21 protein-coding genes are annotated in these 20,389 nt (G+C 70.8%); 9 read left to right on the forward strand and 12 right to left on the reverse strand.

The features are described from left to right. Positions 1 to 35: 35 nt before the first annotated feature. The 5 genes from ABEB28_RS24220 to ABEB28_RS24245 form a co-directional block, all read right to left on the reverse strand. A complete protein-coding gene (locus ABEB28_RS24220) occupies positions 36 to 413 on the reverse strand; it encodes a hypothetical protein (protein WP_345730571.1) in 378 nt (125 codons plus the stop codon). A 135-nt stretch (positions 414 to 548) separates the two neighbouring features. Beyond that, a complete protein-coding gene (gene mtnK / locus ABEB28_RS24230; RefSeq protein ID WP_345730485.1) occupies positions 549 to 1,757 on the reverse strand; it encodes an S-methyl-5-thioribose kinase in 1,209 nt (402 codons plus the stop codon). Positions 1,758 to 1,764: 7 nt separating this feature from the next. Next, positions 1,765 to 2,805 carry an ABC transporter permease gene (locus ABEB28_RS24235; RefSeq protein ID WP_345730486.1) on the reverse strand — a complete coding sequence of 347 codons (1,041 nt, stop codon included), beginning with the start codon at positions 2,803 to 2,805 and terminating at the stop codon, positions 1,765 to 1,767. Then, on the reverse strand, positions 2,802 to 4,415 hold the full coding sequence (locus tag ABEB28_RS24240; RefSeq protein ID WP_345730487.1) for a sugar ABC transporter ATP-binding protein: 1,614 nt from the start codon (positions 4,413 to 4,415) through the stop codon (positions 2,802 to 2,804). Before ABEB28_RS24240 ends, ABEB28_RS24235 begins: the two co-directional genes overlap by 4 nt. Positions 4,416 to 4,429: 14 nt before the next feature. Continuing rightward, positions 4,430 to 5,548, reverse strand: coding sequence for a substrate-binding domain-containing protein (locus tag ABEB28_RS24245; RefSeq protein ID WP_345730488.1), 1,119 nt, complete (start codon positions 5,546 to 5,548; stop codon positions 4,430 to 4,432). Between the two features lie 97 nt (positions 5,549 to 5,645). Between ABEB28_RS24245 and ABEB28_RS24250 the strand changes: the two genes are divergently transcribed. Beyond that, positions 5,646 to 6,218: a 1,2-dihydroxy-3-keto-5-methylthiopentene dioxygenase gene (locus tag ABEB28_RS24250; protein WP_345730489.1), complete on the forward strand. Its 573-nt coding sequence runs from the start codon at positions 5,646 to 5,648 to the stop codon at positions 6,216 to 6,218. 128 nt (positions 6,219 to 6,346) lie between these two features. On the opposite strand, the gene ABEB28_RS24255 is transcribed toward ABEB28_RS24250, so the two are convergent. After that, a complete protein-coding gene (locus ABEB28_RS24255) occupies positions 6,347 to 7,588 on the reverse strand; it encodes an acyl-CoA dehydrogenase family protein (RefSeq protein ID WP_345730490.1) in 1,242 nt (413 codons plus the stop codon). A gap of 28 nt (positions 7,589 to 7,616) precedes the next feature. Continuing rightward, positions 7,617 to 8,531: an NmrA family NAD(P)-binding protein gene (locus ABEB28_RS24260; protein WP_345730491.1), complete on the reverse strand. Its 915-nt coding sequence runs from the start codon at positions 8,529 to 8,531 to the stop codon at positions 7,617 to 7,619. 108 nt (positions 8,532 to 8,639) lie between these two features. On the opposite strand from ABEB28_RS24260, the gene ABEB28_RS24265 reads away from it, so the two are divergent. Next, the gene (locus ABEB28_RS24265) at positions 8,640 to 9,125 is read left to right on the forward strand and encodes a pyridoxamine 5'-phosphate oxidase family protein (RefSeq protein WP_345730492.1); all 486 of its coding nucleotides are present in this window, start codon (positions 8,640 to 8,642) and stop codon (positions 9,123 to 9,125) included. A gap of 220 nt (positions 9,126 to 9,345) precedes the next feature. Here the strand turns inward: ABEB28_RS24265 and ABEB28_RS24270 are convergent, their stop codons facing one another. Continuing rightward, positions 9,346 to 10,014, reverse strand: a complete 669-nt coding sequence (locus tag ABEB28_RS24270; RefSeq protein ID WP_345730493.1) for an NADPH-dependent F420 reductase — start codon at positions 10,012 to 10,014, stop codon at positions 9,346 to 9,348. A gap of 120 nt (positions 10,015 to 10,134) precedes the next feature. On the opposite strand from ABEB28_RS24270, the gene iolC reads away from it, so the two are divergent. After that, complete coding sequence (iolC, locus tag ABEB28_RS24275; RefSeq protein WP_345730494.1) at positions 10,135 to 11,127, forward strand: 5-dehydro-2-deoxygluconokinase; 993 nt, start codon at positions 10,135 to 10,137, stop codon at positions 11,125 to 11,127. Positions 11,128 to 11,137: 10 nt separating this feature from the next. On the opposite strand, the gene ABEB28_RS24280 is transcribed toward iolC, so the two are convergent. After that, positions 11,138 to 11,602 (reverse strand): hypothetical protein, encoded by a 465-nt coding sequence (locus ABEB28_RS24280; protein WP_345730495.1) that lies wholly within the window; start codon positions 11,600 to 11,602, stop codon positions 11,138 to 11,140. Between the two features lie 102 nt (positions 11,603 to 11,704). On the opposite strand from ABEB28_RS24280, the gene ABEB28_RS24285 reads away from it, so the two are divergent. From ABEB28_RS24285 to ABEB28_RS24300, 4 genes are read left to right on the forward strand one after another with little or no spacing between them, the layout of a single operon-like run. Beyond that, complete coding sequence (locus ABEB28_RS24285; protein WP_345730496.1) at positions 11,705 to 11,899, forward strand: helix-hairpin-helix domain-containing protein; 195 nt, start codon at positions 11,705 to 11,707, stop codon at positions 11,897 to 11,899. Next, positions 11,896 to 12,363, forward strand: coding sequence for an NUDIX hydrolase (locus ABEB28_RS24290; protein WP_345730497.1), 468 nt, complete (start codon positions 11,896 to 11,898; stop codon positions 12,361 to 12,363). The genes ABEB28_RS24285 and ABEB28_RS24290 overlap by 4 nt, the downstream gene beginning before the upstream one ends. Positions 12,364 to 12,383: 20 nt before the next feature. Further along, a complete protein-coding gene (locus ABEB28_RS24295; protein WP_345730498.1) occupies positions 12,384 to 13,154 on the forward strand; it encodes an SAM-dependent methyltransferase in 771 nt (256 codons plus the stop codon). A 20-nt stretch (positions 13,155 to 13,174) separates the two neighbouring features. Next, positions 13,175 to 14,308: a macro domain-containing protein gene (locus ABEB28_RS24300; protein WP_345730499.1), complete on the forward strand. Its 1,134-nt coding sequence runs from the start codon at positions 13,175 to 13,177 to the stop codon at positions 14,306 to 14,308. 272 nt (positions 14,309 to 14,580) lie between these two features. On the opposite strand, the gene ABEB28_RS24305 is transcribed toward ABEB28_RS24300, so the two are convergent. The 3 genes from ABEB28_RS24305 to ABEB28_RS24315 all read right to left on the reverse strand — a co-directional run bounded on the left by ABEB28_RS24305 (position 14,581) and on the right by ABEB28_RS24315 (position 17,654). Further along, a complete protein-coding gene (locus tag ABEB28_RS24305; RefSeq protein WP_345730500.1) occupies positions 14,581 to 15,600 on the reverse strand; it encodes an ABC transporter substrate-binding protein in 1,020 nt (339 codons plus the stop codon). 75 nt (positions 15,601 to 15,675) lie between these two features. After that, complete coding sequence (locus tag ABEB28_RS24310; protein ID WP_345730501.1) at positions 15,676 to 16,881, reverse strand: ABC transporter permease; 1,206 nt, start codon at positions 16,879 to 16,881, stop codon at positions 15,676 to 15,678. After that, the gene (locus ABEB28_RS24315) at positions 16,878 to 17,654 is read right to left on the reverse strand and encodes an ATP-binding cassette domain-containing protein (RefSeq protein WP_376980737.1); all 777 of its coding nucleotides are present in this window, start codon (positions 17,652 to 17,654) and stop codon (positions 16,878 to 16,880) included. The genes ABEB28_RS24310 and ABEB28_RS24315 overlap by 4 nt, the downstream gene beginning before the upstream one ends. A 78-nt stretch (positions 17,655 to 17,732) precedes the next feature. Here ABEB28_RS24315 and ABEB28_RS24320 point away from each other — a divergent pair, with 78 nt between their 5' ends. Further along, positions 17,733 to 18,788, forward strand: coding sequence for a LacI family DNA-binding transcriptional regulator (locus ABEB28_RS24320; protein WP_345730503.1), 1,056 nt, complete (start codon positions 17,733 to 17,735; stop codon positions 18,786 to 18,788). A gap of 57 nt (positions 18,789 to 18,845) precedes the next feature. Further along, positions 18,846 to 20,228, forward strand: a complete 1,383-nt coding sequence (locus tag ABEB28_RS24325; protein ID WP_345730504.1) for a ferredoxin reductase family protein — start codon at positions 18,846 to 18,848, stop codon at positions 20,226 to 20,228. Positions 20,229 to 20,389: the final 161 nt, after the last annotated feature.

A 20,389-nucleotide genomic window follows, 5' to 3' on the forward strand; every position in this document is an offset into this window, starting at 1 on the left:
GACCGCCTCCAGGCGTGAGCCCCGGAAGGATCGTCTCATGCGTCAGGCAGCGGGGTGAGCATCGTCCGTAGTTCGTCGGACGTCTCGTGGATTGACTGCGCGAGACGCCCGGAGGCCCCCGCAGCGAGCCATCTCTCCACGCCCCCTTTGAAGACGGTGACGCCGACCTCGGCCGCGAGGGTGGCGGCGGGTTCGTCGAGGCCACGGTTCCGTAGGGCTCCGGCGCTCGCGGCGGCGAGTGCGGCGAGCTTCAGCAACTCGCGCTCGTGCAGGCCGGCGTTCGCAGCGATCGCGGCGGCACGCCGGCCCGCGAACTCGCGACGCTCTTCGAGCAGGACTGCAGCCGCCGCGGAGCACTTCGGCTGGATCGGCGGCTTCTTCGGCTTGGACGTGCCGGCCTCCAGTGCGCTCACCCGGGAGCGTCTCGGCTGGACGCCGACCGGCCCCCGACGCTGCTCGACGATCTGGACGCCGGCTACTACACCCGCTGAGCGCGGGAGCGTTGTGCGGAACGGCGACCTATGGCCTGCCGTTTCGCACAACGCTCCTCAGAGGCCGAGCGCGGGGGCGGCCACGTCGGTGAGGACCGCGGGGCCGGGGGCGGTGCCGCCGTGCAGGGTGTGGGTGATCAGCTTCCGGGCGGCGCGCAGGGCACGGCGCGCCGCCTGCACCCGCTCGGCCTCGGGCAGCGTCTCGATGTCGGCGACCTTCGCGAAGCCGATCACCCGGCGGGCCACCTCGGCCCCCGCGTACGTGACCGCATCGGTCCACGCCTGGCGCAGGACGGCCTCCAGTACGGCGTCTTCGTAGACGCGGGGGTCCTGCCGGGACGGCCAGCGGTGCCGGTACGTGGCCTCGAACGCGTCCCAGGTGACGCGGCCGAGGTCGAGCAGCGCCGCGGCCCGCGCGTTCTGGCCCTGTGCGGTGGCCCGGGCAGCCGCGAGCACGTAGTTGCCCCAGAGCATGCCCAGGTCGAAGCCGAGCGGTCCGTAGAAGCCGAACTCCGAGTCGAAGGCGCGCACGGACGGTTCGGCACCGAAGCGCACGAACACCGACCCGGTGTGCAGGTCACCGTGGAGCAGCGACTCCGCCCGCGTCATGAACGCGAGCTTCGCCAGCCCGGCCGCGTGCCGGACGTCCGGATCGCCGGCCAGCTCGGCGACGTCCGCGACGTTGTCCGGGTGGACCACGTTGTGCGCGTGGTCGACGAACGGCTCGGTGAGCACCAGGTCTTCGGTGATCTCGCAGAGCTCCGGGTTGATCGCGGTGGCCACGCCCCGCTTGTGCGCCGCCGATCCGAGCCCGAGCACGGACGTGCCGAAGCCGACGTTCGCGATGTACTCGCCGAGCGCGGTGGCCGCGTGCACGTCGTCCGCGGACGCTTCCGTCCGCTCATTCAGCACCGTGCGCCAGACCCGGTGGTCGGACAGGTCCTCCAGCGCCAGCACGTACCGGCTCTGGTCGTAGAACAGCAGCGCCGGCACGTGCGCCGCGTCGATGGCCTGGTGGGCGGCGAGCACGTTCGCCTCCCGGGACGAGCGCTCCCGCGTCATCGGCCAGCTCGGGTCGGTGCGGACGTACGGCAGCGACTGCTTCAGCACGAGGGCGCGAGCATCGGCGTCCCGGACGACGAACACCAGGTTGAGGTTGCCGTCGCCGACCTCCCGCACCTCGGTGATCGTCCCGAGCCTCGACGCCAGCTCCGGCACCGAGGCGATGTAGGCGGGCACGGACTCGACGTCCAACAGATCCGTCATGAGCACCTCAGGTGGGCTGGCCGGGGAGCGTCGCCCGGCGGGTGGACAGCGTGTAGCTGAACAGGAGCGCGACCAGCAGCACCGCGCCCTTCGCGACGTCCTGCACGTAGTACGGCAGGCCCTTCATGCTGAAGCCGACGACCATCACGGTCACCAGCACCGCGCCGAGCACCGTGCCCCAGGCGTTCGGGACGTTCCGGCCGAGCACCGACGTGCCGACCAGCGCGACCGCGACGGCGTCCAGCAGCAGCGAGTTCCCCGCGGACACGTCGCCCTGGCCGATCCGGGCGGCGAGCAGCAGTCCTGCGACCGAGGCCAGCACACCCGACGCGACGTAGGCGGCGCTGCGGTAGAGCCCGACCCGGACGCCGGCCAGTCGGGAGGCCTCGGGGTTGGCTCCGACCGCGTAGAGCAGGCGGCCCCAGCGCGTCCGCTCCAGCAGGAACCAGACCAGCACCGACATGACGATCAGCAGGATCGCCGGGAACGGCACCGGGCCGATCTTGCCCTGGGCCAGGTAGAGGAAGCCGTCGGTGAACCGTCCCGGGGCGGTCGAACCGTCCTCCAGCGTCATCCGGGACGAGATCGAGCGGCCGTCGACCAGTACGAGCTTGAGGCCCATGACCGCGAACATCGTGGTCAGCGTCGCCAGCAGGTCGGGGATCCGCGCCCAGACGATCAAGCAGGCGTTGAGCAGTCCGATCAGCCCACCGGCGATCAGCACGACGACGATCGCGACGCCGCCGACCTGGTTCCCGATCACCATCGTCCAGGCCGCGAGCGAGACCGCGAACCCGGCGGTGCTGCCGACCGACAGGTCCAGGCCGCCCACCGTCATCGCGATCGTGACGCCGAGCCCGGCGATGCCGACCGGGGCGGCGTAGACCAGCAACCCCCAGAGGTTGGACGACGTCCGGAAGTTCGGCTCGCTGAGCAGGAAGTACGCGATCAGCACGACGGTCACCGCGACGAAGCCGTAGCGGACGATCGCCTCGCGGATCGGGACGGAGACCGGCACCGTCGTGACGGGAAGGGAATCGGTGGTCACCTTGCGACCTCTCCGGAGAAGGCCCGCACGACGTCGTCGCGGCTGACCTGTGACACAGGGGAGTCGAGGGTCAACTGGCCCTCGACCAGGACGAGAACCCGGTCGGCGATCTCGAGCACTTCGTCGACGTCGGCGGAGAGCACGACGACCGCGCCGCCGGTCTCGGCGACCGCGCGGACCTGCTCGCCGATGTCCCGGCGGGCACCGAGGTCGACGCCGCGGAACGGCTCGTCGAGCAGGAGCAGCCGGGCCGGTTCGACCAGCCACCGGCCGACGACGACCTTCTGCTGGTTGCCGCCGGACAGCTCGTTCAGCTCGGTGCCGGGACCACGGGCGACAACGCCGAGCCGCTCGATCACGGTGTGGGCACGGTCGCGCTCCCGGCGGCCGTCGAGCGCGCCCAGCCGGCTGGAGACCTTGGTGATGAACGGCAGGCTCAGCGTCCGCTGGATCGACCAGCCGGGCAGCAGCGCCTGGTCGGCGCGGTCCTCGGGCACCAGGAAGACGCCGCTCCGGATCGCCTCGGCCGGAGAGCGCGGTGCCCGCTCCAGGTCCGTGAACTCGGCCGTCCCGGCGGACCAGTGCGCCGACCCGAACAGGCCGTGCGCGAGTTCGGACTTGCCCGCCCCGATCAGCCCGACGATGCCGGTGACCTCCCCGCCGTTCAGATCGAGGTCGATCGCCGGGGCTTCGGCCAGCAACCGCACGTCCCGCAGCCGTACCACCGCACTACCGGCGGCGGCGCGCGGCTCGACGTCCGCCTCGGCTGTTCGGACCCGGGCCGGGCCGTCGGGCGCCGGAACGTCGGAACCCAGCACCGCCGTGCGGAGGCCCTCGGCGCTCGCGCCGAGCATCGCCGGCAGGATCACCGGCCAGCTCAACGGCTTCGCGACGTCGGCCGTGACCCGCCCGTCCCGCAGCACGACCGCCCGGTCGGCGATCGCGTCGACCTCACCGAGGCGGTGCGAGACCAGCACCACTGCGAGTGAATCCGCGCGTAGTTGCCGGACGACGCCGAACAGCCGCTCGGCCTCCGCGGAGGAGAGCGCCGACGTCGGCTCGTCGAGGATCAGCAGCCGGGGGCGTTGCAGCAGCGTGCGGGCGACGACCAGCAGCTGGGCGTCCGAGATTCCCAGCGTCGCGACGTCGCGGCGGAGGACGGCGTCCGACCAGCCGAGGTCCAGCACCTCGACCGCGCGCCGGGCGGTGGTGAGGATCTCCCGGCGGCGTACCAGCCAGGACGTGGTGGCGCCGGCGAGCTCGTCGAACGCGAGGTTCTCCGCGACGGTCAGGCCCGGCACGATGCCCTCGCGCACGCGCTGGTGCACGGTGGCGATCCCGCGGGCGCGTGCCTCGGTCGGCGAGCCCAGCCGGACCGGTTCGCCGTCGATCAGGACCTCGCCGGTGTAGTCGGGGTGCGCGCCCGACAGGATCTTGATCAGCGTCGACTTGCCGGCGCCGTTGGCGCCGAGCAGTGCGACGACCTCACCGCCGGTGATCTCCAGGTCGACGCCGCGCAGGACGACGTTCGGACCGAACGACTTGCCGACGCCCCGCACCGAGACCGTGGTGGTTTCGGTGCGGGGCGTCGTTGGCAACGGCGAGTTCATCGGTGCTTTCTGGGTTAAGCGGCGTTCGGGAGCCAGTCTGCCACCGAGATCTTGTCGAGCTTCAGCTCCGGCTGCGCCTTCACGACGTCGCCGACCGTGGTGATCTTCTTCTCCGTGAGCAGCTCCTGGGTGATCAGCACACCGGGGAACTGCACCGCCGACTCGTTGAACTGGCCAGCGAGCTTCAATGCGATCGTGCGGACGACCGCGGCGCCGATCTGGCCCGGGTCGGTCGCGGCGGTGGCCACCCACGGGCTGCCACTCGCGGTCATCACTTCGAGGTCGGCGTTCGAGATGTCGATGCCGTAGACCTTGACCTTGTCCTGCAGGTTGTTCTGCCGAACAGCCTGGACGACGCCCTTCGTGATCTCGTCGTACGGCGCGAAGATCGCCTTGACGTCGGGGTGCTGCTTGAGCGCCGCGTCGACCAGCGGGATGTTGTCGGTCGCCGTGGACTCGGTGACCTTGCCGGTGAAGAACGCCTGCTGGAGCTTGTTGTCGGCGACGATCTTCTTCCAGACCGCGCCGCGCCGGTCGAGCGGGGCGAATCCGGTGGCCGAAACCAGGCCGACCTTCTGGCCCTGGCCGATGTCCTTGATCATCTGGTCGAGGACGGCCTGGGCGAGGCTCTCGTCGGACTGGCTGGTGTTGATGTAGCCGGTGACGTCGGCGGGCAGCGCGACGTCGTAGACGATCGTCGGGATGCCCGCGGCGACGGCCTTCTTCACCAGCGGGGCGATCGTGTCGGTCTGGCCGTGGTCGACGATGATCGCCGCCGGCTTCGAGTCGATCGCCTGCTGGAGGTCGGACGCCTGCTTGGCGTTGTCGTTGCGGGCGTCGGTGACGGTCAACTTGATGTTGGCGGCCGCGGCCTGCTTCTGTGCGCCCTGACCCCACGCCTCGAAGTAGTCACCGGCGCCGCTCTGCCGGACGAGAGCTACCGTGACGGGGTCACCGTTGAACGGGCTCGGGAGGGGAGCGCTGGCCGTCGGGCCGTTGGACGGCGAGGACGAGGCGTCACTCTCCGTTGAGTCGCCCTGAGAGCAGGAAGCGACGGCGAGCAGCGCGGCAACCGCACTGGTCGCGAACAGCATGGTCCGGCGGGAATGCCGGACAGGGGTCGTGGTTGGCACGATAAAGAGCATGAACGTTGGGTGGGATCATCTCCTAGTTGGGAGGTAGGAATCCCAGCATGCGGACTGATTCGCGCCGAGTAACCCGGAGGTTGTCATGACATTACTGACTGTTTGGGCAGAGGACGCCCCGGGCGAGCCGGAGCTGCGGACCGAGGAGCCGACGGAGATCGCGGCGGTCCTCAAGGAGCACGGCGTCCGTTACGAACAGTGGCCGATCCGTTACCTGCCGGACGAGTCGACGAACAAGGAGGTCCTGGAGGCCTACCGGGACCGGATCGACGCGGTGCGCGCCTCCGAGGGTTACGTCATGGTCGACGTCGTCCAGATGCGGCCGAGCGACGACCCGTCGTGGCCCGAGCTGGTGCGGGCCTCGCGGGAGAAGTTCCTCGACGAGCACACGCACGACGACGACGAGGACCGGTTCTTCGCGTCCGGCTCGGGCGTGTTCTACCTGCACGTCGGCGGCAAGGTGCACGCCGTGTTCTGCGAGGCGGGTGACCTGCTCTCGGTGCCGGGTGGCACGACGCACTGGTTCGACATGGGGACGTCGCCCGAGTACAAGGCGGTCCGGTTCTTCCACGACGAGGACGGCTGGATCGGCAACTTCACCGGCAGCGGCATCTCTCGTAACTTTCCGACGTTCGACCAGCTCGCCGCGGCCCGTTAGGACCGCCGTGTGAACCCGGAGCCCGCCGAGGGCGAGGCTGGCGTCCGCGCGCGAGGCCGCCTCGACCTTGCTGTGGTCTCAAGGCCTTGCGCGCGGCCGTCAGGCTCGCCCCTCGGCGGGCCGTGCACCTAGCTGTAGCCGCTGGGTTCGGGATGGGCGCCTTTCAGCAGGTGGTCGCCGACCTCGACGGCCTTGTAGGACACCGGGTCGTGCAAGGTCAGCGTCCGGACGTCACGCCAGAACCGGTCGAGCCCCTGCCCGGTCTTCGTCGCGCGGGCCCCGGTCAGCTCGTAGACGCCCTGGGTGGCGTCGAGCGCCGCCTGCGTCGTGACGACCTTCGCGGCAGACAGCTCCACCGACACCTCGCCGCGCTCCTCGTGCGTCAGCTCCCAGCCCCGAGAGGCCGCGGCGACCCACGCCCGGCCCGCCCGGTCGGTCAGCGCTCGGGCGGCGCGCACCTGGGACGCGAGCTCGCCATACCGGGCCCGGACCAGCGGGTCGTCGTCGGCGGCCGAGACTCCGGACGTCGCCCACGGGCGGGACTTCGTCCGCGTGTACTCCGCTCCGGTCGAGAGCGCACCCTCCGCCGTCGCGACCGCGAGCAGCGCCAGCAGCACCTGGAACCCGATCGCCGAGAGGCTCGGGTAGGCAGGCGCGCTCGGGTCGGTCTGCTCGCCGGGACCGAGGATGTCCTCCTCGGCGAGGAACGCCCCGTCGAACGTGATCGAGCCCGAGGCCGACATGCGCTGGCCGAGCGAGTCCCAGTCGCCGCCGTGCACGACGCCGTCGGTGTGCGTGGGTAGCGCGAAACCGTACTTCTGCCCGCTGGTGGTGACCGTCCCGGAGGCGATCACCCGGTCGGACACCTCCGCGCCGGTCGCGAAGAACTTCTTGCCGTGCACCCGGTAGCCGCCCTCGGTGGGCACCAGTTCCAGTCCGGCGTCCCGGGGGTTGCCTGCGCCGCCCCAGAGCCAGTGGTTCGCCGCGGTCCCGGCGTCCAGACGCTCGACGACGTCCGGCCGCCGGTGCAGTCGGGTCCGCCAGCTGTGCAGGTAGTGGTAGCCGAGCACGTGCCCGATCGAGGTGTCGACCCGGGCGATCCGCGAGACGACGTCGAACGCGGTGAGCCAGCTGCCGCCGTGGCCGCCGCTGCTGGTCGGAACGAGTAACGGGAGGAGGCCCGCGCTGCGCAGCAGCTCCACCTCCGCGTGCGGTGCGGCGCCTACCCGGTCACGGTCGACGACATCGGTCGCGAGACGCGCGGCGACCTCGTCCGCGACCGCTGTCCAGCGCTCGTGGTCGGCCTCCCTCGGTGCGTCGGTAGACGAGTCGGGTAGCAAGGCCGGTGGGGCGGTGGTGCGGTCGGTCATGGCCGCAGTATCACTCATCCTCACCTGATCACCGCAGGTGGGAGTAGCTGTCCGGATCGGCGTCCAGGTACTCGGCGAACGAGCGGGCCGGATGTCCGGCGACCCGGCTCACCGTGTCGCTGACCGCGCTGAGCGATCCGTCCGCGATCGCCTGGTAGGACGTCACCCACCCGGCGACCTCGAACTCCGGTGCCCCGTACACCGCCCGGGACGCGTACGCCTCCTCGAGCGTCTCGGGCTGGTACCGGATCGGACGGCCCACCCGCCGGCTCAGCTCGTCGGCGGCCTCCTGGAGCGTGATCGCTGCGGGTCCGGTGACGTCGTACGTCTGCCCGTCGTGGTCCGCCGGATCGCGCAGCACCGCGGCCGCGACATCCGCTACGTCGTCGGGGGCGACCGCGCTCACCCGGCCGTCGCCGCCCGGCCCGCGTAGCGCGCCGTCCGCCCCGACCAGCGCCGGCAGCATCGACGCGTAGAAACTGTCACGGAGGAACGTGAACGCGAGGCCGGTGCCCCGGATGTGCTGCTCGGTGTGCCAGTGATCGCGCCCGAACGTGAACGTGCAGTCCGGCGCGGCGCCCAGGAACGACAGGTAGACGATCCGCCGCACCCCGGCGGCCACTGCGGCGTCCACCACGGCGCGGTGCTCGGAGACCCGGTCCGCGGACTCGCGTCCGGAGACGAGGAACAACGTTCCGACGCCGTCCAGCGCGCCGCGCACCGCGAGCGCGTCGGCGTAGCCGGTGCCGATCGACACCGGGACCGCGCCCGGCAAGGAGGATCCCCTTCCGATTTCGGGTGGCAGGGCGGGGGGTGAAAGGGAAGGTGTCCGGGAGGTGCCGCGGACCAGCAGGCGCGGGGCCGCGCCGGCCTCGACCAGGCGGGTGGCGATCCGTCGTCCGATCTGGCCGGTGGCGCCGGTGACGGCGATCTCTTCGTTCACCGGATCACCTTATGTTGCGGAACAGGGTTGCTCAGGGTGCCGACTCGGCCACGCGGAATCGATTGAGGCACCACAATGGGAAGTTCGCCCCCGAGCTAAGGAGATCCGGTGGAGGACGCCCGCAAGCTCCTGGAGGAGTACGTCAGCTCCGGCAAAGTGATCCAGCTCGCCACCTTGGACCCGACCGGCGCGCCGGTCGTCTGCAATCTCTGGTTCGCCAGCGAATTCGAGCCCGACCGGATCTGGTTCATGTCGCGGCCCAACCGCGAACACTGCGCGAACTTGCGTGCGGATCCGCGGGTCGCCGGGTCGATCCTGGCGATCGAGCTGGAAGGTATCGAGCAGGACGTCCGTGGGGTGACGTTCGCCGGGGAGGCGCGCGAGTTACCGACCGTCGGCATCGACGAGCAGATCGCCGGTTACGCGGGCCGCTGGCCGGAAGCGGCGGACGCGATCGCACCGGAGGCGCTGGCGGCGGGGGCGACACCGCACCGGCTCTACGAGATCGCCGTGGCGCGGTGGGTGCTCTTCGATGAGCTGAACTACCCCACCCACCCCCGCCTGGAGATTGCGGCCCGTCCAGAACGACGCTGACAGGCGAGCGGGCCTCCTTATGACGGGCCCCTAATGTCACGGCGTTATCGGGGAACTGTCCCGCGCGCGGGCCTGACCGCGACCGGTCACGACTGGGGTTGGCGGCCCGCTCGACTGCCAGCGCCGCCCTGGACGGGCTCCAGGTTTCAAGCCCCGTTGCGCGGGCTCCAGGTTTCGAGCCCCGCTGGGCGGGTCTCCAGGTCGTGGGGCCGCTGAGGCGTCAGGCGGGGAAGGCGGCTAGGGCTGCGCGGACCTTTTCGGCATTGCCCTGGACAGGGTCTTCCAGCGACGTGCCGGCGTAGATGCCGCCGTACGCCGGGGTGTCGGGCTGGTAGCGCCGCCCCTCGGCGAGCGGTCCTGCGTCCACCGCGTCGTACCCGATCGCGTCGAGGAACGCCGTGACGGTGGCCTTGGCGTCCGTGTCGTCGCCGGCGATCGCGAGCGCCGACCGGTCCGGCGCACCGGCCGGGCGGGCGAGCGTCTGCAGGGACTTCCAGTAGATGTTGTTGAACACCTTCACCACGTGCGACGTCGGCAGATGGCGCTGGAGCAGCTCGCTGCTGGTGACCGAGGCGTCGTCGAGTTCGGGGATCTGCCCGTCGCGCTGGGGGTAGTAGTTGTTGGTGTCGATCACGGCCTTGCCGGCCAGCGGCTCAACCGGAACCGATCGGTACACGCCCAGCGGGATCGACACCACGACCAGGTCGCCGGCCTCGGCGGCGCCGCTCGGGGTGGCCGCCCGCGCCCGTGGGCCCAGTTCCTCCACCAAGTCTTTCAGCGTTTCCGGCCCGCGCGAGTTGCTGAGCACGACGTCGTGACCGGCCGCGACGGCGAGCCGGGCCACTGATCCGCCGATGAGGCCACTTCCGATAAGTCCCACAGTCGTCATAACCGGGCTAACCAGGGCCCCGATGTCCGCATTCCCGGCTCACTTTGTCCGTATGTCTTGACATGAATTGGCTCGGGGAGGAAGGTCGGAGCCGCTCCCTGGTAGGCGGAGGAGGTGGCCGTGGACGACGAAGCCCCGGCTGGGCCGGACCAACCGGCCGCGCTGGACGTACTGACGATGGGCCGGATCGGCGTCGACGTCTACCCACTCCAGGTGGGCCGCTCGTTACGCGAGGTCGAGACGTTCGGTAAGTACCTCGGCGGCAGCGCGACGAACGTTGCGGTCGCCGCCGCACGGTACGGACGCCGCAGTGCGGTGATCACCCGTACCGGCGCCGACCCGTTCGGAGAGTTCCTGCGCGACGCGCTGCGCCGGTTCGGCGTCGACGACCGGTACGTCACCGCGGTCGAGGGCATGCCGACGCCGGTGACGTTCTGCGAGATCTTTCCCCCGGACGATTTCCCGCTCTACTTCTACCGATTTCCGACCGCACCCGACCTGCAGATCCGGGCCGAGGAACTCGACCTGGACGCCATCCGCCGTGCCGCCGTGTTCTGGGTGACCGGCACCGGCCTGTCGCAGGAGCCCAGTCGGTCGGCCACGCTGGCGGCGTTGCGGGCGCGGGGGCGGGCCGGCATCACGGTCCTCGACCTCGACTACCGGCCGATGTTCTGGGCGTCCCGCGAGCTGGCCGGGCGTCGGATCGCCGAGGCGCTGCAGTACGTCAGCGTCGCGGTCGGCAACCTCGAGGAGTGCGAGACCGCGGTCGGGGTCCGTGAGCCCCGCGCGGCCGCGGCGGCGCTGCACGACCACGGGGTCGATCTCGCGGTCGTGAAGCAGGGTCCGGCCGGGGTGCTGGCCTCCGACCGCAGCCGCGAGGTCGAGGTGCCACCGGTCCCGGTCGACGTCGTCAACGGGCTCGGCGCCGGGGACGCGTTCGGCGGCGCGCTCTGCCACGGTCTGCTCGCCGGCTGGGACCTGCAGCACACGATGCGGTTCTGCAACGCCGCCGGTGCGCTGGTCGCGTCCCGGCTGGCGTGCGCCGACGCGATGCCCGACGCGGCCGAGGTCGAGCAAATCCTGGGGGCGGCGGCGAGTGACCGCCCCGTGTGACGGTCGCCCGCTACCCGACTCGGCGCAGCCAGCACTGTTGGCCGTTGACGTCCTCGACGAGCAGCCGAGCCGTCGTCAGCTCCCGGATCGTCCAGGAGTCGACGCCGAGACCGGCCCGGATCCGCAGCGTCGACCCCTCTCGCGTGTAGGCGAGCGAGAAGGTGTCGGCGGTCTCCGGTGACCGGGGCGATTCGACCTGGCGCACGCTGATCGATCCGTTCGATCCGAACGTGAACTCGCGCTGCAGAATCCCGGTGTTCTCCACCATCACCGCGAGCCCCCACGGGACCGGACAGCCGGTGAAGTCCACCGGCTGCCAGGTGTTGCCGACCAGCGTGGCTTGCGGGCCGCTCTGGTCCGGCAGGACGGCCTGAGCGGCGGCTACTTCCTGCGGTGGTTCGGGGGTCGACTCGCACCCGGCGAGGGCACCGGCCACGGCGGTGGCTAGCGCGGCGACAGCAGTGCTCCGAAGCATGCTCTGATCCCCCCGATGAATCCCGGACATTTCCCCCGTCCCGCATTATTGGTGGCCTCGGTTTCAATGCCGTCCGACGCGCCCGGGAAATAGACTGGCCGGGTGACCGAGGAGAGCGACTTCCCGAAGTCCATCGGGCGTCCGGCGACCAACGCGCTCGTCGCTGCGGGGTACACCGAGCTGAACCAACTGGTCGGCGTCCCCGCGAAGGACCTGAAGAAGCTGCACGGCATGGGCCCGAAGGCGCTCGGCATCCTGCAAGCGGCGCTGACAGAACGGGGACAGCGGCTCGGGTGAAGTGGCGACGGCGGTTTGCGGTGGTGCCGGCCGCCTACGTCGTCCTCCGGCGGGACGACGACCGGGTGCTGCTGCAGCTCCGGGAGGGCACGGGGTACCTCGACGGTCACTGGGCGATCGGTGCCGCCGGTCACGTCGAGGCCGGCGAGTCGGTGCTCGACGCCGCGTGCCGGGAGGCCGCCGAGGAGCTCGACGTCCGGGTACGGCCGGCCGATCTCCTGCCGCTCTGCGTGATGCACCGGACTCGGGGCACCCGAGCCGCGATCGACGAGCGGGTCGACTTCTTCTTCGAGTGCCGGACGTGGGACGGCGAGCCGCGGCGACGCGAGCCGGACCGGGCGGCGGAGCTGCGCTGGGTGACGCTCGACGCGCTGCCCGAGCCGGTCGTCCCGCACGAGCGGCACGTCCTGGAGCGCTGGCGCGACCAGACCCTGACGCCGGTCGTCCCGTTCGGGTTCGGCTGACCGCGCACGTACGGTGAGGCATGCCTGAAACGACGTCACCGCCCCGGCTGCGCAGCCTGGAGTTCCACAGCCCGCTCTCGCCGGAGCGCGCCCAGCGTCTGGTCGACCGGCTCGCGCGGACCGAACCGGCACGCGTGCTCGACGTCGGCAGTGGTTGGGGCGCATTGCTGCTGCGCCTGCTGGATGCCGCGCCGGGCGCGACCGGCGTCGGTATCGACCTCAACGCGGTCGATCTCGCCCGGGGGCGGGAGATCGCCGCCGTCCGTGGCCTCGCCGACCGGGTGGAGTTCGTCGAGGAGTCCGGGATCGGCACCGGCCGCGGTCCGGCGGACGTCGTCCTCTGCGTGGGTTCCGGCCATGCGTTGAGTGACGTCCCGCCGCCGGATCACCTCGCCGCCGCGTTCGCCGCGCTCCGCGGTCTGGTCGCGCCGGGCGGTCGGGTGCTGTTCGGTGAGGGGTTCTGGGAGCGAACCCCCACGTCCGCGGAGCTGGCCCGGATGTGGCCGGACGCCGCCGCGCACGACCACGTCGGCCTCGCGGACCTCGTCGACCTGGCCGTCGCCGCCGGCTTCCGCCCACTGTGGATCGAGACCGCCACCGACGACGAGTGGGAAGAGTTCGAGTCCGGCTACCAGGCCGACGTCGAGGAGTGGCTGGCCGCCAACCCCGACCATCCGGAGGCCGCGGAGCTGCGGGAGAAGGCCGACCGGCACCGCGCGACCTGGCTCCGCGGTTACCGGGGCTTTCTCAACATGGCTTACCTGACCTTGGTGCCGGTCGGCGGGCTCTAAACTGGAGCTCGGGGTGGGGGATGACGTACCCGACGGACCCGAGCCACGACGCGCTGGTCGACGAACTCCGCCGACTGCGCGCGAAGGGCCTGGTGGGGTTACGGACGCTGCGCCTGCGCGAGCTCCTCGACGCCGCCGTCGCCTGTGGACTGGCGGCTCCGGGCAGCGTGGGCCCGGCGGGCGTCGAAGCGCTGGTGCGGAAGGCCGTCGAGGAACTAGGCGGCGGACGGCTCGGTGATGCCGCCGCCTACACGTTCGGACTGCCGCCGGGCACGCGTGACTGGCCCGCCCAGGACCGGCGTCGCCGGAGCGCCGAGATCTACGGGGTGGGCGTCGACCGGTTCCGGAAGCGGTACGAACGCGTCGTCCTCGGGGAGACCGCGGACGCGGTTCTGCGGCTCGCGGCCCGGACCGCGGTGCCGGAGTCGACCGACCGACGCGAGCCGGCCGCGCACGAGCCCGACCCGAGCGAAGCCGGGACCCGCGCGCCGCCCCCGCGGCAGGTCGTCCCGCTCTCGGTCGGCTCGCGCACCGTGCCGATCACCGTGCACACCTGCTCGGTGGAGATGCTCACCGGTATCCACGTGATCGTCTCGTCCGCGAACACTTACCTGGAGTTGGCGCACACGTTCACGACCTCGCTCTCCGCGCGCCTGCGACGCGCGGCGTCGCGGAAGGGTCCGTCCGGCGAGATCCTCGACGACACGTTGGCGCGCGAGCTCGCGACGTGGATGTCCCGGCACGGGCGGAGTGGGCTGACGGTCGCACCGGGCACCGTGGTGCCGACCTCCGCCGGCGACCTGGCGCAGCGGGGCATCGTCCGGATCTACCACGCTGCGGTGGTGGCACCCCGGCCCGGCACCAACCACTACGACATCGATCCGGCGAACATCTCGCTGGCGGTCGCCAACGTGTTCCGGCTGGCGCGGGCCGAGCGCGTGGACTTCCCCGGGCTCCGCTCGGTCTGCCTTCCCCTGTTCGGCACGGGACGCGGTGGGCTGGCCGAAGACGTCAGCATCACCTGGATCCGGGCGGCGCTCACCGCCGAACTCGCCGAGGACGACAGCTGGGAGGTCCACTTCGTGGCGCGGTACCCCCGCACGGCCAGGACCATCGTCGACGGGCTGAGATCCGACGGGCAGGCGCCGTCGTAGCGCGGGCGGCCCCCTCGTCCGTCCGCGCCCGACGCCTGCGCGGTGCCCGCCGAAGCAGGGCTCCGGCGTGAGCTCTTCTCGACCGGCGGCGTGACTTCCGGGATGACCGGAGGTCGAAATGGGCTCACCCGAGAGCCAAGCCGACCGGGTGTCCGCGGCGTCGGGCGTCCTCGGGGTGGATTCCGGGTGCGATCCGGGTGGCCCGCGGAAACGACGACCGCCGCATCCAGGCCCCACGGGGGTGGGCCCGGATGCGGCGGGGCGGACCTGCCTCAGCAGTCCGATTTGTAGACGGCCTTCGCGCCGTCGCCGTCGATGTTGTCCTTGGTCAAGATCGTGAACCCGGTCTGAACCTTCGGCGTGACCTGGCCGCCGTCCAGCGCCGCCACCGCCGCGTCGAGACCGAACTTGCCGATCTCGGCGGGCTGCTGCGCGATCAGCGCCTGGACGGTCCCGGCCCGCAGCGCCGCCACCTGGTTCGGTCCCGCGTCGAAGCCGATGACCTGGACCTTTCCGGTCTTCCCGGACTGCCGGATACCGGTCGCGGTGCCCTCCGCGGAGAACAGGTTCAGCGCGAACACGCCGACGATGTCCGGGTCCTTCTGCAGCGCGGCGCTGATCAGGTTGGATGCAGTGGCCGGGTCGTTGTGCGAGTACTGGACGCCCAGGTACTCGTACTTCGAGTCGGCCTTCACCGCGTCCTCGAAGCCCTTGGCGCGCTGGTCGGTCGTCGAGATGCCGGGGTCGACCGACATGGCCAGCACCTTGCCGCCCTGCGGTGCCAGCTTCTTGATCGCGTCGAACGCGGCCTTGCCACCGCCGACGTTGTCCGACGCGATCGCCGACACCGCGACCGAGGGGTCATCGACGGTGGTGTCGACCAGCACGACCTTGATGCCGGCGGCCTTCGCCTGGTTCAGCGACGTCTGCATCGCGGTGACGTCGGTCGGCGCGACGAGCAGCGCGTCCGGCTTGGCGGAGACGACCGAGTCGACGATCGGCTTCTGCAGCGTCGGGTCGAACTTCGTCGGCCCCTGCGTTTTGACCGTGACGCCGAGCCGCTTCGCCTCCTCCTCGATCCCGCACTGCATCGAGATGTAGAACTCGTCGCCCTGGACGCCCTGGACGAACTGGATGTTGTAGTTCTTGCTGGCCTTGTCCACCGCGGCGGCGGACGACGCGGCGGAGGCGTCGTCGTTGACGGCTGCGGTGTCGTCGTCCGGCTTGGACGACGAGCAGGCGGACAGCGCGAGCGCTACGGCACAGAGGACGGCGAGGGGTGCTCGTTTCATAGCAACCTTCCCATTCCAGTTAAGGGCGGGTGGGCGGGGGGGTGCAGGGCCGGATTGGGGAGAGGGGCGGAACCTTCACCGGTTGCGAAGCAGCACTGTCCGCAGGGAGGAGCGTTTCGACCCAGCGCCGCGCGCAGCGGCCGCCCGACGACTCTGGTCGAAGTAGACGGCGGCGACGAGGACGGTGCCGACCGCGACGCCCTGCCAGAACGGCTCGACACCGATGATGACGAAGCCGGCTTGCAGGACCGCGGGGATGAACAGCCCGACGACGGTGCCGAAGATCGAGCCCTCCCCACCGAAGATCGACGTGCCACCGATGACGACGGCGGCGATCACGTTGAGGTTGGTGAGCGACTGACCGGCGATCGTGGTGGTGCCGAACTGGGCGAGGGCGAGCACCGCCGCGAAGCCGGAGAGCAGCCCGGCCAGCCCGTAGACCATGATCAGGTGGCGGTCGACCCGGACGCCCACCCGCCGGGCGGCGAGCTCGTTCGACCCCACCGCGTACGTGTACCGGCCGAAGCGCGTCCGGTGCAGGACGACCCCGCCGATCACCACCACGATGAGCGCGGTGAACGGCAGCGCGGGGATGCCGAGGATCTTGATGTAGGTGTTGAAGTCGGTCATCACCTCCGGAACCGACCGGATGTCGATGCCGTTGGTGATCACCTGGGCCAGGCCCAGCGCCACCGACAGCGAACCGAGCGTGACGATCAGCGGCGGAATCTTGGCCTTCGCCACCAGGAATCCGTTGATCAGGCCCCAGGCGAGTCCGGACACGAGCGCGGCGAGGATTCCGACCGCGGCTACCCCGTAGCCCTCGCCGCCCATCCCGTCCATCGTCTTCGCGGCGATGACCGAGGAGAACACCAGCACCGACCCGACCGAGAGGTCGATGCCGGAGGTGACGATCACGAACGTCATGCCGACCGCGATCACGGCCCAGACCGCGACGTTCTGCGAGATCAGCGAGAAATTGCTGGTGGAGAGGAAACGATCACCGCCGGCGATCGAGAAGAACACGACGATCAGCAGCAGGACGCCGAGGATCCAGACCGACTGCAGTGCACCGATCCGCTGCAGCAGCGACTGCTGCTCGTCCTCCTCGTTCCAGTCGTCGGCGGTGCCGTTGCCGACGTCCGGCTCGCCCGCTGGGGCGCCGGATCGTGCGGCGCTGCCGTCGGAGGTGGGCGGGGCGGCGACGGTCGACTCCGTCGCGTCCGCGGGCGCGCCGCCCGCGTCGGCGGCCGATGCGGCGGCACCCTCTGGCGCGCTCATCGGGTGGTCTCCAGAGCGCCGGTCATCGCGCCGACGAGCTGGTCGACGCTGGTCTCGGCGGCGTGGTAGGTCGCCACCCGGGTGCCCAGCCGGAGAACCTGGATGCGGTCGGCCACCTCGATCACCTCCGGCATCGAGTGCGAGATCAGAACAACCGCGACGCCCTTGTCCCGCACCCGCTTGATCGTGTCCAGCACGTTCCGGGTCTGGACGACGCCGAGCGCGGCGGTGGGCTCGTCGAGGAACACCAGGCGGGCCGCCCAGGTGATCGCCCGGACGATCGCGATCTGCTGGCGCTGGCCCCCGGACATCGCGCCGACCGGTGCACTCAGCGCGCGAACGGTGCCGCCGAGTTCGGCGAACCCCTTCTCGGCCTGGTCGCGCATGGACTTCTCGTCCAGGAAGCCGAACCAGCCCAGCGGACCTTTCCGCGGGATCTCTCGTCCCAGGAACATGTTCTGTACCGGGTTGAGATGCGGTGCGAGCGCGAGGTCCTGGTACACGACCTCCATGCCCATGGCGGATGCCTGCTGGGGAGTGTCGATCCGTACCGGCTCGCCTTCGAACAACAACTGACCGGAGTCCAGCTCCAAGTTGCCCGATAAGGCTTTGACCAGTGTGGACTTGCCTGCGCCGTTGTCACCGATCAGTGCGGTGACTTCACCGGGGAAAACCTCGAAGTCGACGTCGCGGAGCGCCCGGACGTGACCGAAGCTGCGATTGAGGCCCCGTGCCTCGAGAAGCGGTGGTGTCAAACGGATCACCCCGTTCATGCGGTGGTAACGCACACTAGGCGTGTCCTGGGTCACTGTCACCGGTGTCAGATAACAAAGGCGTAACGGATGTCACCGGTGTCAGAGAGTCGGTACCATCCGCTCACCCCACCCACTCGGCAGGAGAACACGTTGGTCACCATGCGGCAGGTCGCCGAGCACGCGGGCGTGAGCGCGAAGACGGTGTCCCGTGTGGTCAACAAGGACCGGTACGTCTCCGACGACGTCCGGCGCCGGGTCGAAGAGGCCATCGCCGAGCTGCAGTACACGCCGAACATGCTGGCGCGCACGTTCCGATTCGGACGCGACCCGGCGATCGGCGTCGCGGTGCCGGACATCTCCGATCCGTTCTTCGCCGCGGTCACCCACACCGTCGAACAGGTGGCGCGGAGCCGCGGCGTCGCCACGTTCGTCACCAGCCTCGGTACCGACGGGACGCTGGAGCGCGCCGGCGTGGAGGCGCTGCTCGGCCGTCAGATCGCCGGCCTGATCTCCACCCCGGTCAGCGCCGACCAGTCCTACCTGGAGCCCTGGAAGAGCCGGACCGCGCTGGTGTTCATCGACCGTCCGCCCCGCAGGCTCACCGCCGACACCGTGGTCGAGGACGACGTCGGCGGCGCACACGCGGCCACCACCCACCTGGCCGGGCACGGCCACCGCCGGATCGCGTACATCGGCGACGAGGTGCAGATCGCGACGACCCGGCGACGGCTCGAGGGGTACCGTGCCGCGCTGGGTGACGCCGGCATCGAACCCGACGAGGGCCTGATCCGGTTCGCCGGTGCCGGCGGCGTCGCGGCCGGGGAGGACGCCGCCGCGCTGCTGGCCGGGCCGAATCCGCCTACCGCGATCCTCTCGTCGAACGCGAAGTGCTCGATCGCGATCGTTCCGGCACTGCAGCGCCTCGACCGAACCGACGTGGCGCTGGTCAGCTTCGGCGACTTCCCGCTGGCGAGCTCGCTGCGGCCGGCGCTGACCGTCGTCGACCAGAACCCGGAGGCCCTCGGCCGGTTCGCGGCCACCCGCCTGTTCGACCGGATCGACCAGCCCGGCCGGCGGCTTCGGCGGCTCACGGTGCTGCCGGTACGCCTGGTGGAGCGCGAGTCCTGCGGAACTCTTCATCCGGCGATCTGAACTTCTCGGGCGTCCCTCCCGTGCCTTCTCTACAGGACGGCACAGGAGGCCATGGTCATGACCGCCACGTTGAACCAGTACGTGCCGGCGCACGGGGTCAGAGCGCCGGCGGGTCGGGCTCCCGCGTTACGGATCGGGGCGACCCCGGTTCTGGTGGGTATCGGCGCCGGTGCCGTCGCCGTTCTCGGGCTCTGGTGGACGAACACCACGACGATCTCGGGGCTGGGTGACTACCTCACGCACGCCGGCCGGATCACTGGTCTGCTCGCCGGCTACGGGGCGATCATCCTGCTCGGGCTGATGGCCCGGGTGCCGGCCCTGGAACGGGGCATCGGCACCGACCGGCTGACCCGCTGGCACGCGATGGGCGGGCGCTACACCGTCAGCATGCTGGTCGCGCACGGGTTGCTGATCACTTGGGGGTACGCGGTCACGGCCCGCACCTCCGTGGTCGGGCAGGGCATCTCCCTGCTCCGCGACTACCCGGACGTGCTGTACGCGACGATCGGCGCCGCGCTGTTCGTCGCGATCGGCGTCGTCTCGGCGCGGGCGGCGCGCAAGCGGATGAGCTACGAGGCCTGGCACCTGATGCACCTCGGCACGTACCTGGCGATCGCGCTCTCGTTCCTGCACCAGTTCTCGACCGGCGCCGACTTCGCCGGCCACAAGCCCGCGCAGATCGCCTGGTCGACGCTGTACGGCGTGGTCACCGTCCTGCTGATCTGGTACCGCGTGCTCACCCCGATCCGGCAGGCGTTCCGGCACCGGATGCGGGTCGAGGGCGTGCGGATGGAGGGGCCGGACGTCGTCTCGGTCTACCTGACCGGGCGGCACCTGGACGAGCTCAAGGCCGAGCCTGGCCAGTTCTTCCGGTGGCGGTTCCTGACGTCCGAGGGCTGGTGGGCGTCGAATCCGTACTCGCTGTCCGCGCCGGTCTCCGACGGACGCCTGCGGATCACGGTGAAGGAGGCCGGGGGCCACAGCGCCCAGCTGGCCCGGCTGCAGCCCGGCACGAAGGTGATGGCCAGCGGTCCGTACGGCGCGTTCACCGGGGGCGTCCGGCGGCGTCGGAAGGTCCTGCTGATCGGGGCCGGCGTCGGCATCACCCCGCTGCGGACGCTGTTGGAGACGCTGCCCGGCCGACCCGGCGACATCACGCTGATCTACCGAGCCCGGCACATGTCGGACCTCGTGCTGCGGACGGAGATCGAGGAGATCGCGTTCGACCGCGGTGCCCGCGTGCACTACCTGGTCGGTACCCGCGAGCAGCTCGGCGGTGACCCGCTCGGTGCCGAACAGTTGGAGTGGCTGGTGCCGAACCTGCAGCACCACGACGTCTACCTCTGCGGGCCGGAGTCACTGACTGCCGCGACGAGGGAGGCGCTCCGCGAGGCCGGAGTGTCCCGGCGTCGGATCCACCACGAGTCGTTCGAGTTCTGAGTTCGGAGAAGGAGTTCTCTTCGTGCGTCGTTTTTTGTACGCCCTCCTCGGAACCGTGGCCGGCCTCGGGGGACTGATCGGGCTCAAAGCGAACCTGGCGCCGTCCGAGGCGGTCGCGGAGGCAGCGGCACCCCCGCCGGCGGTCGCCGCCGACCCGACGG

The sequence above is a fragment of the Cryptosporangium minutisporangium genome, assembly GCF_039536245.1.
Classification (GTDB): Bacteria; Actinomycetota; Actinomycetes; order Mycobacteriales; family Cryptosporangiaceae; genus Cryptosporangium; species Cryptosporangium minutisporangium.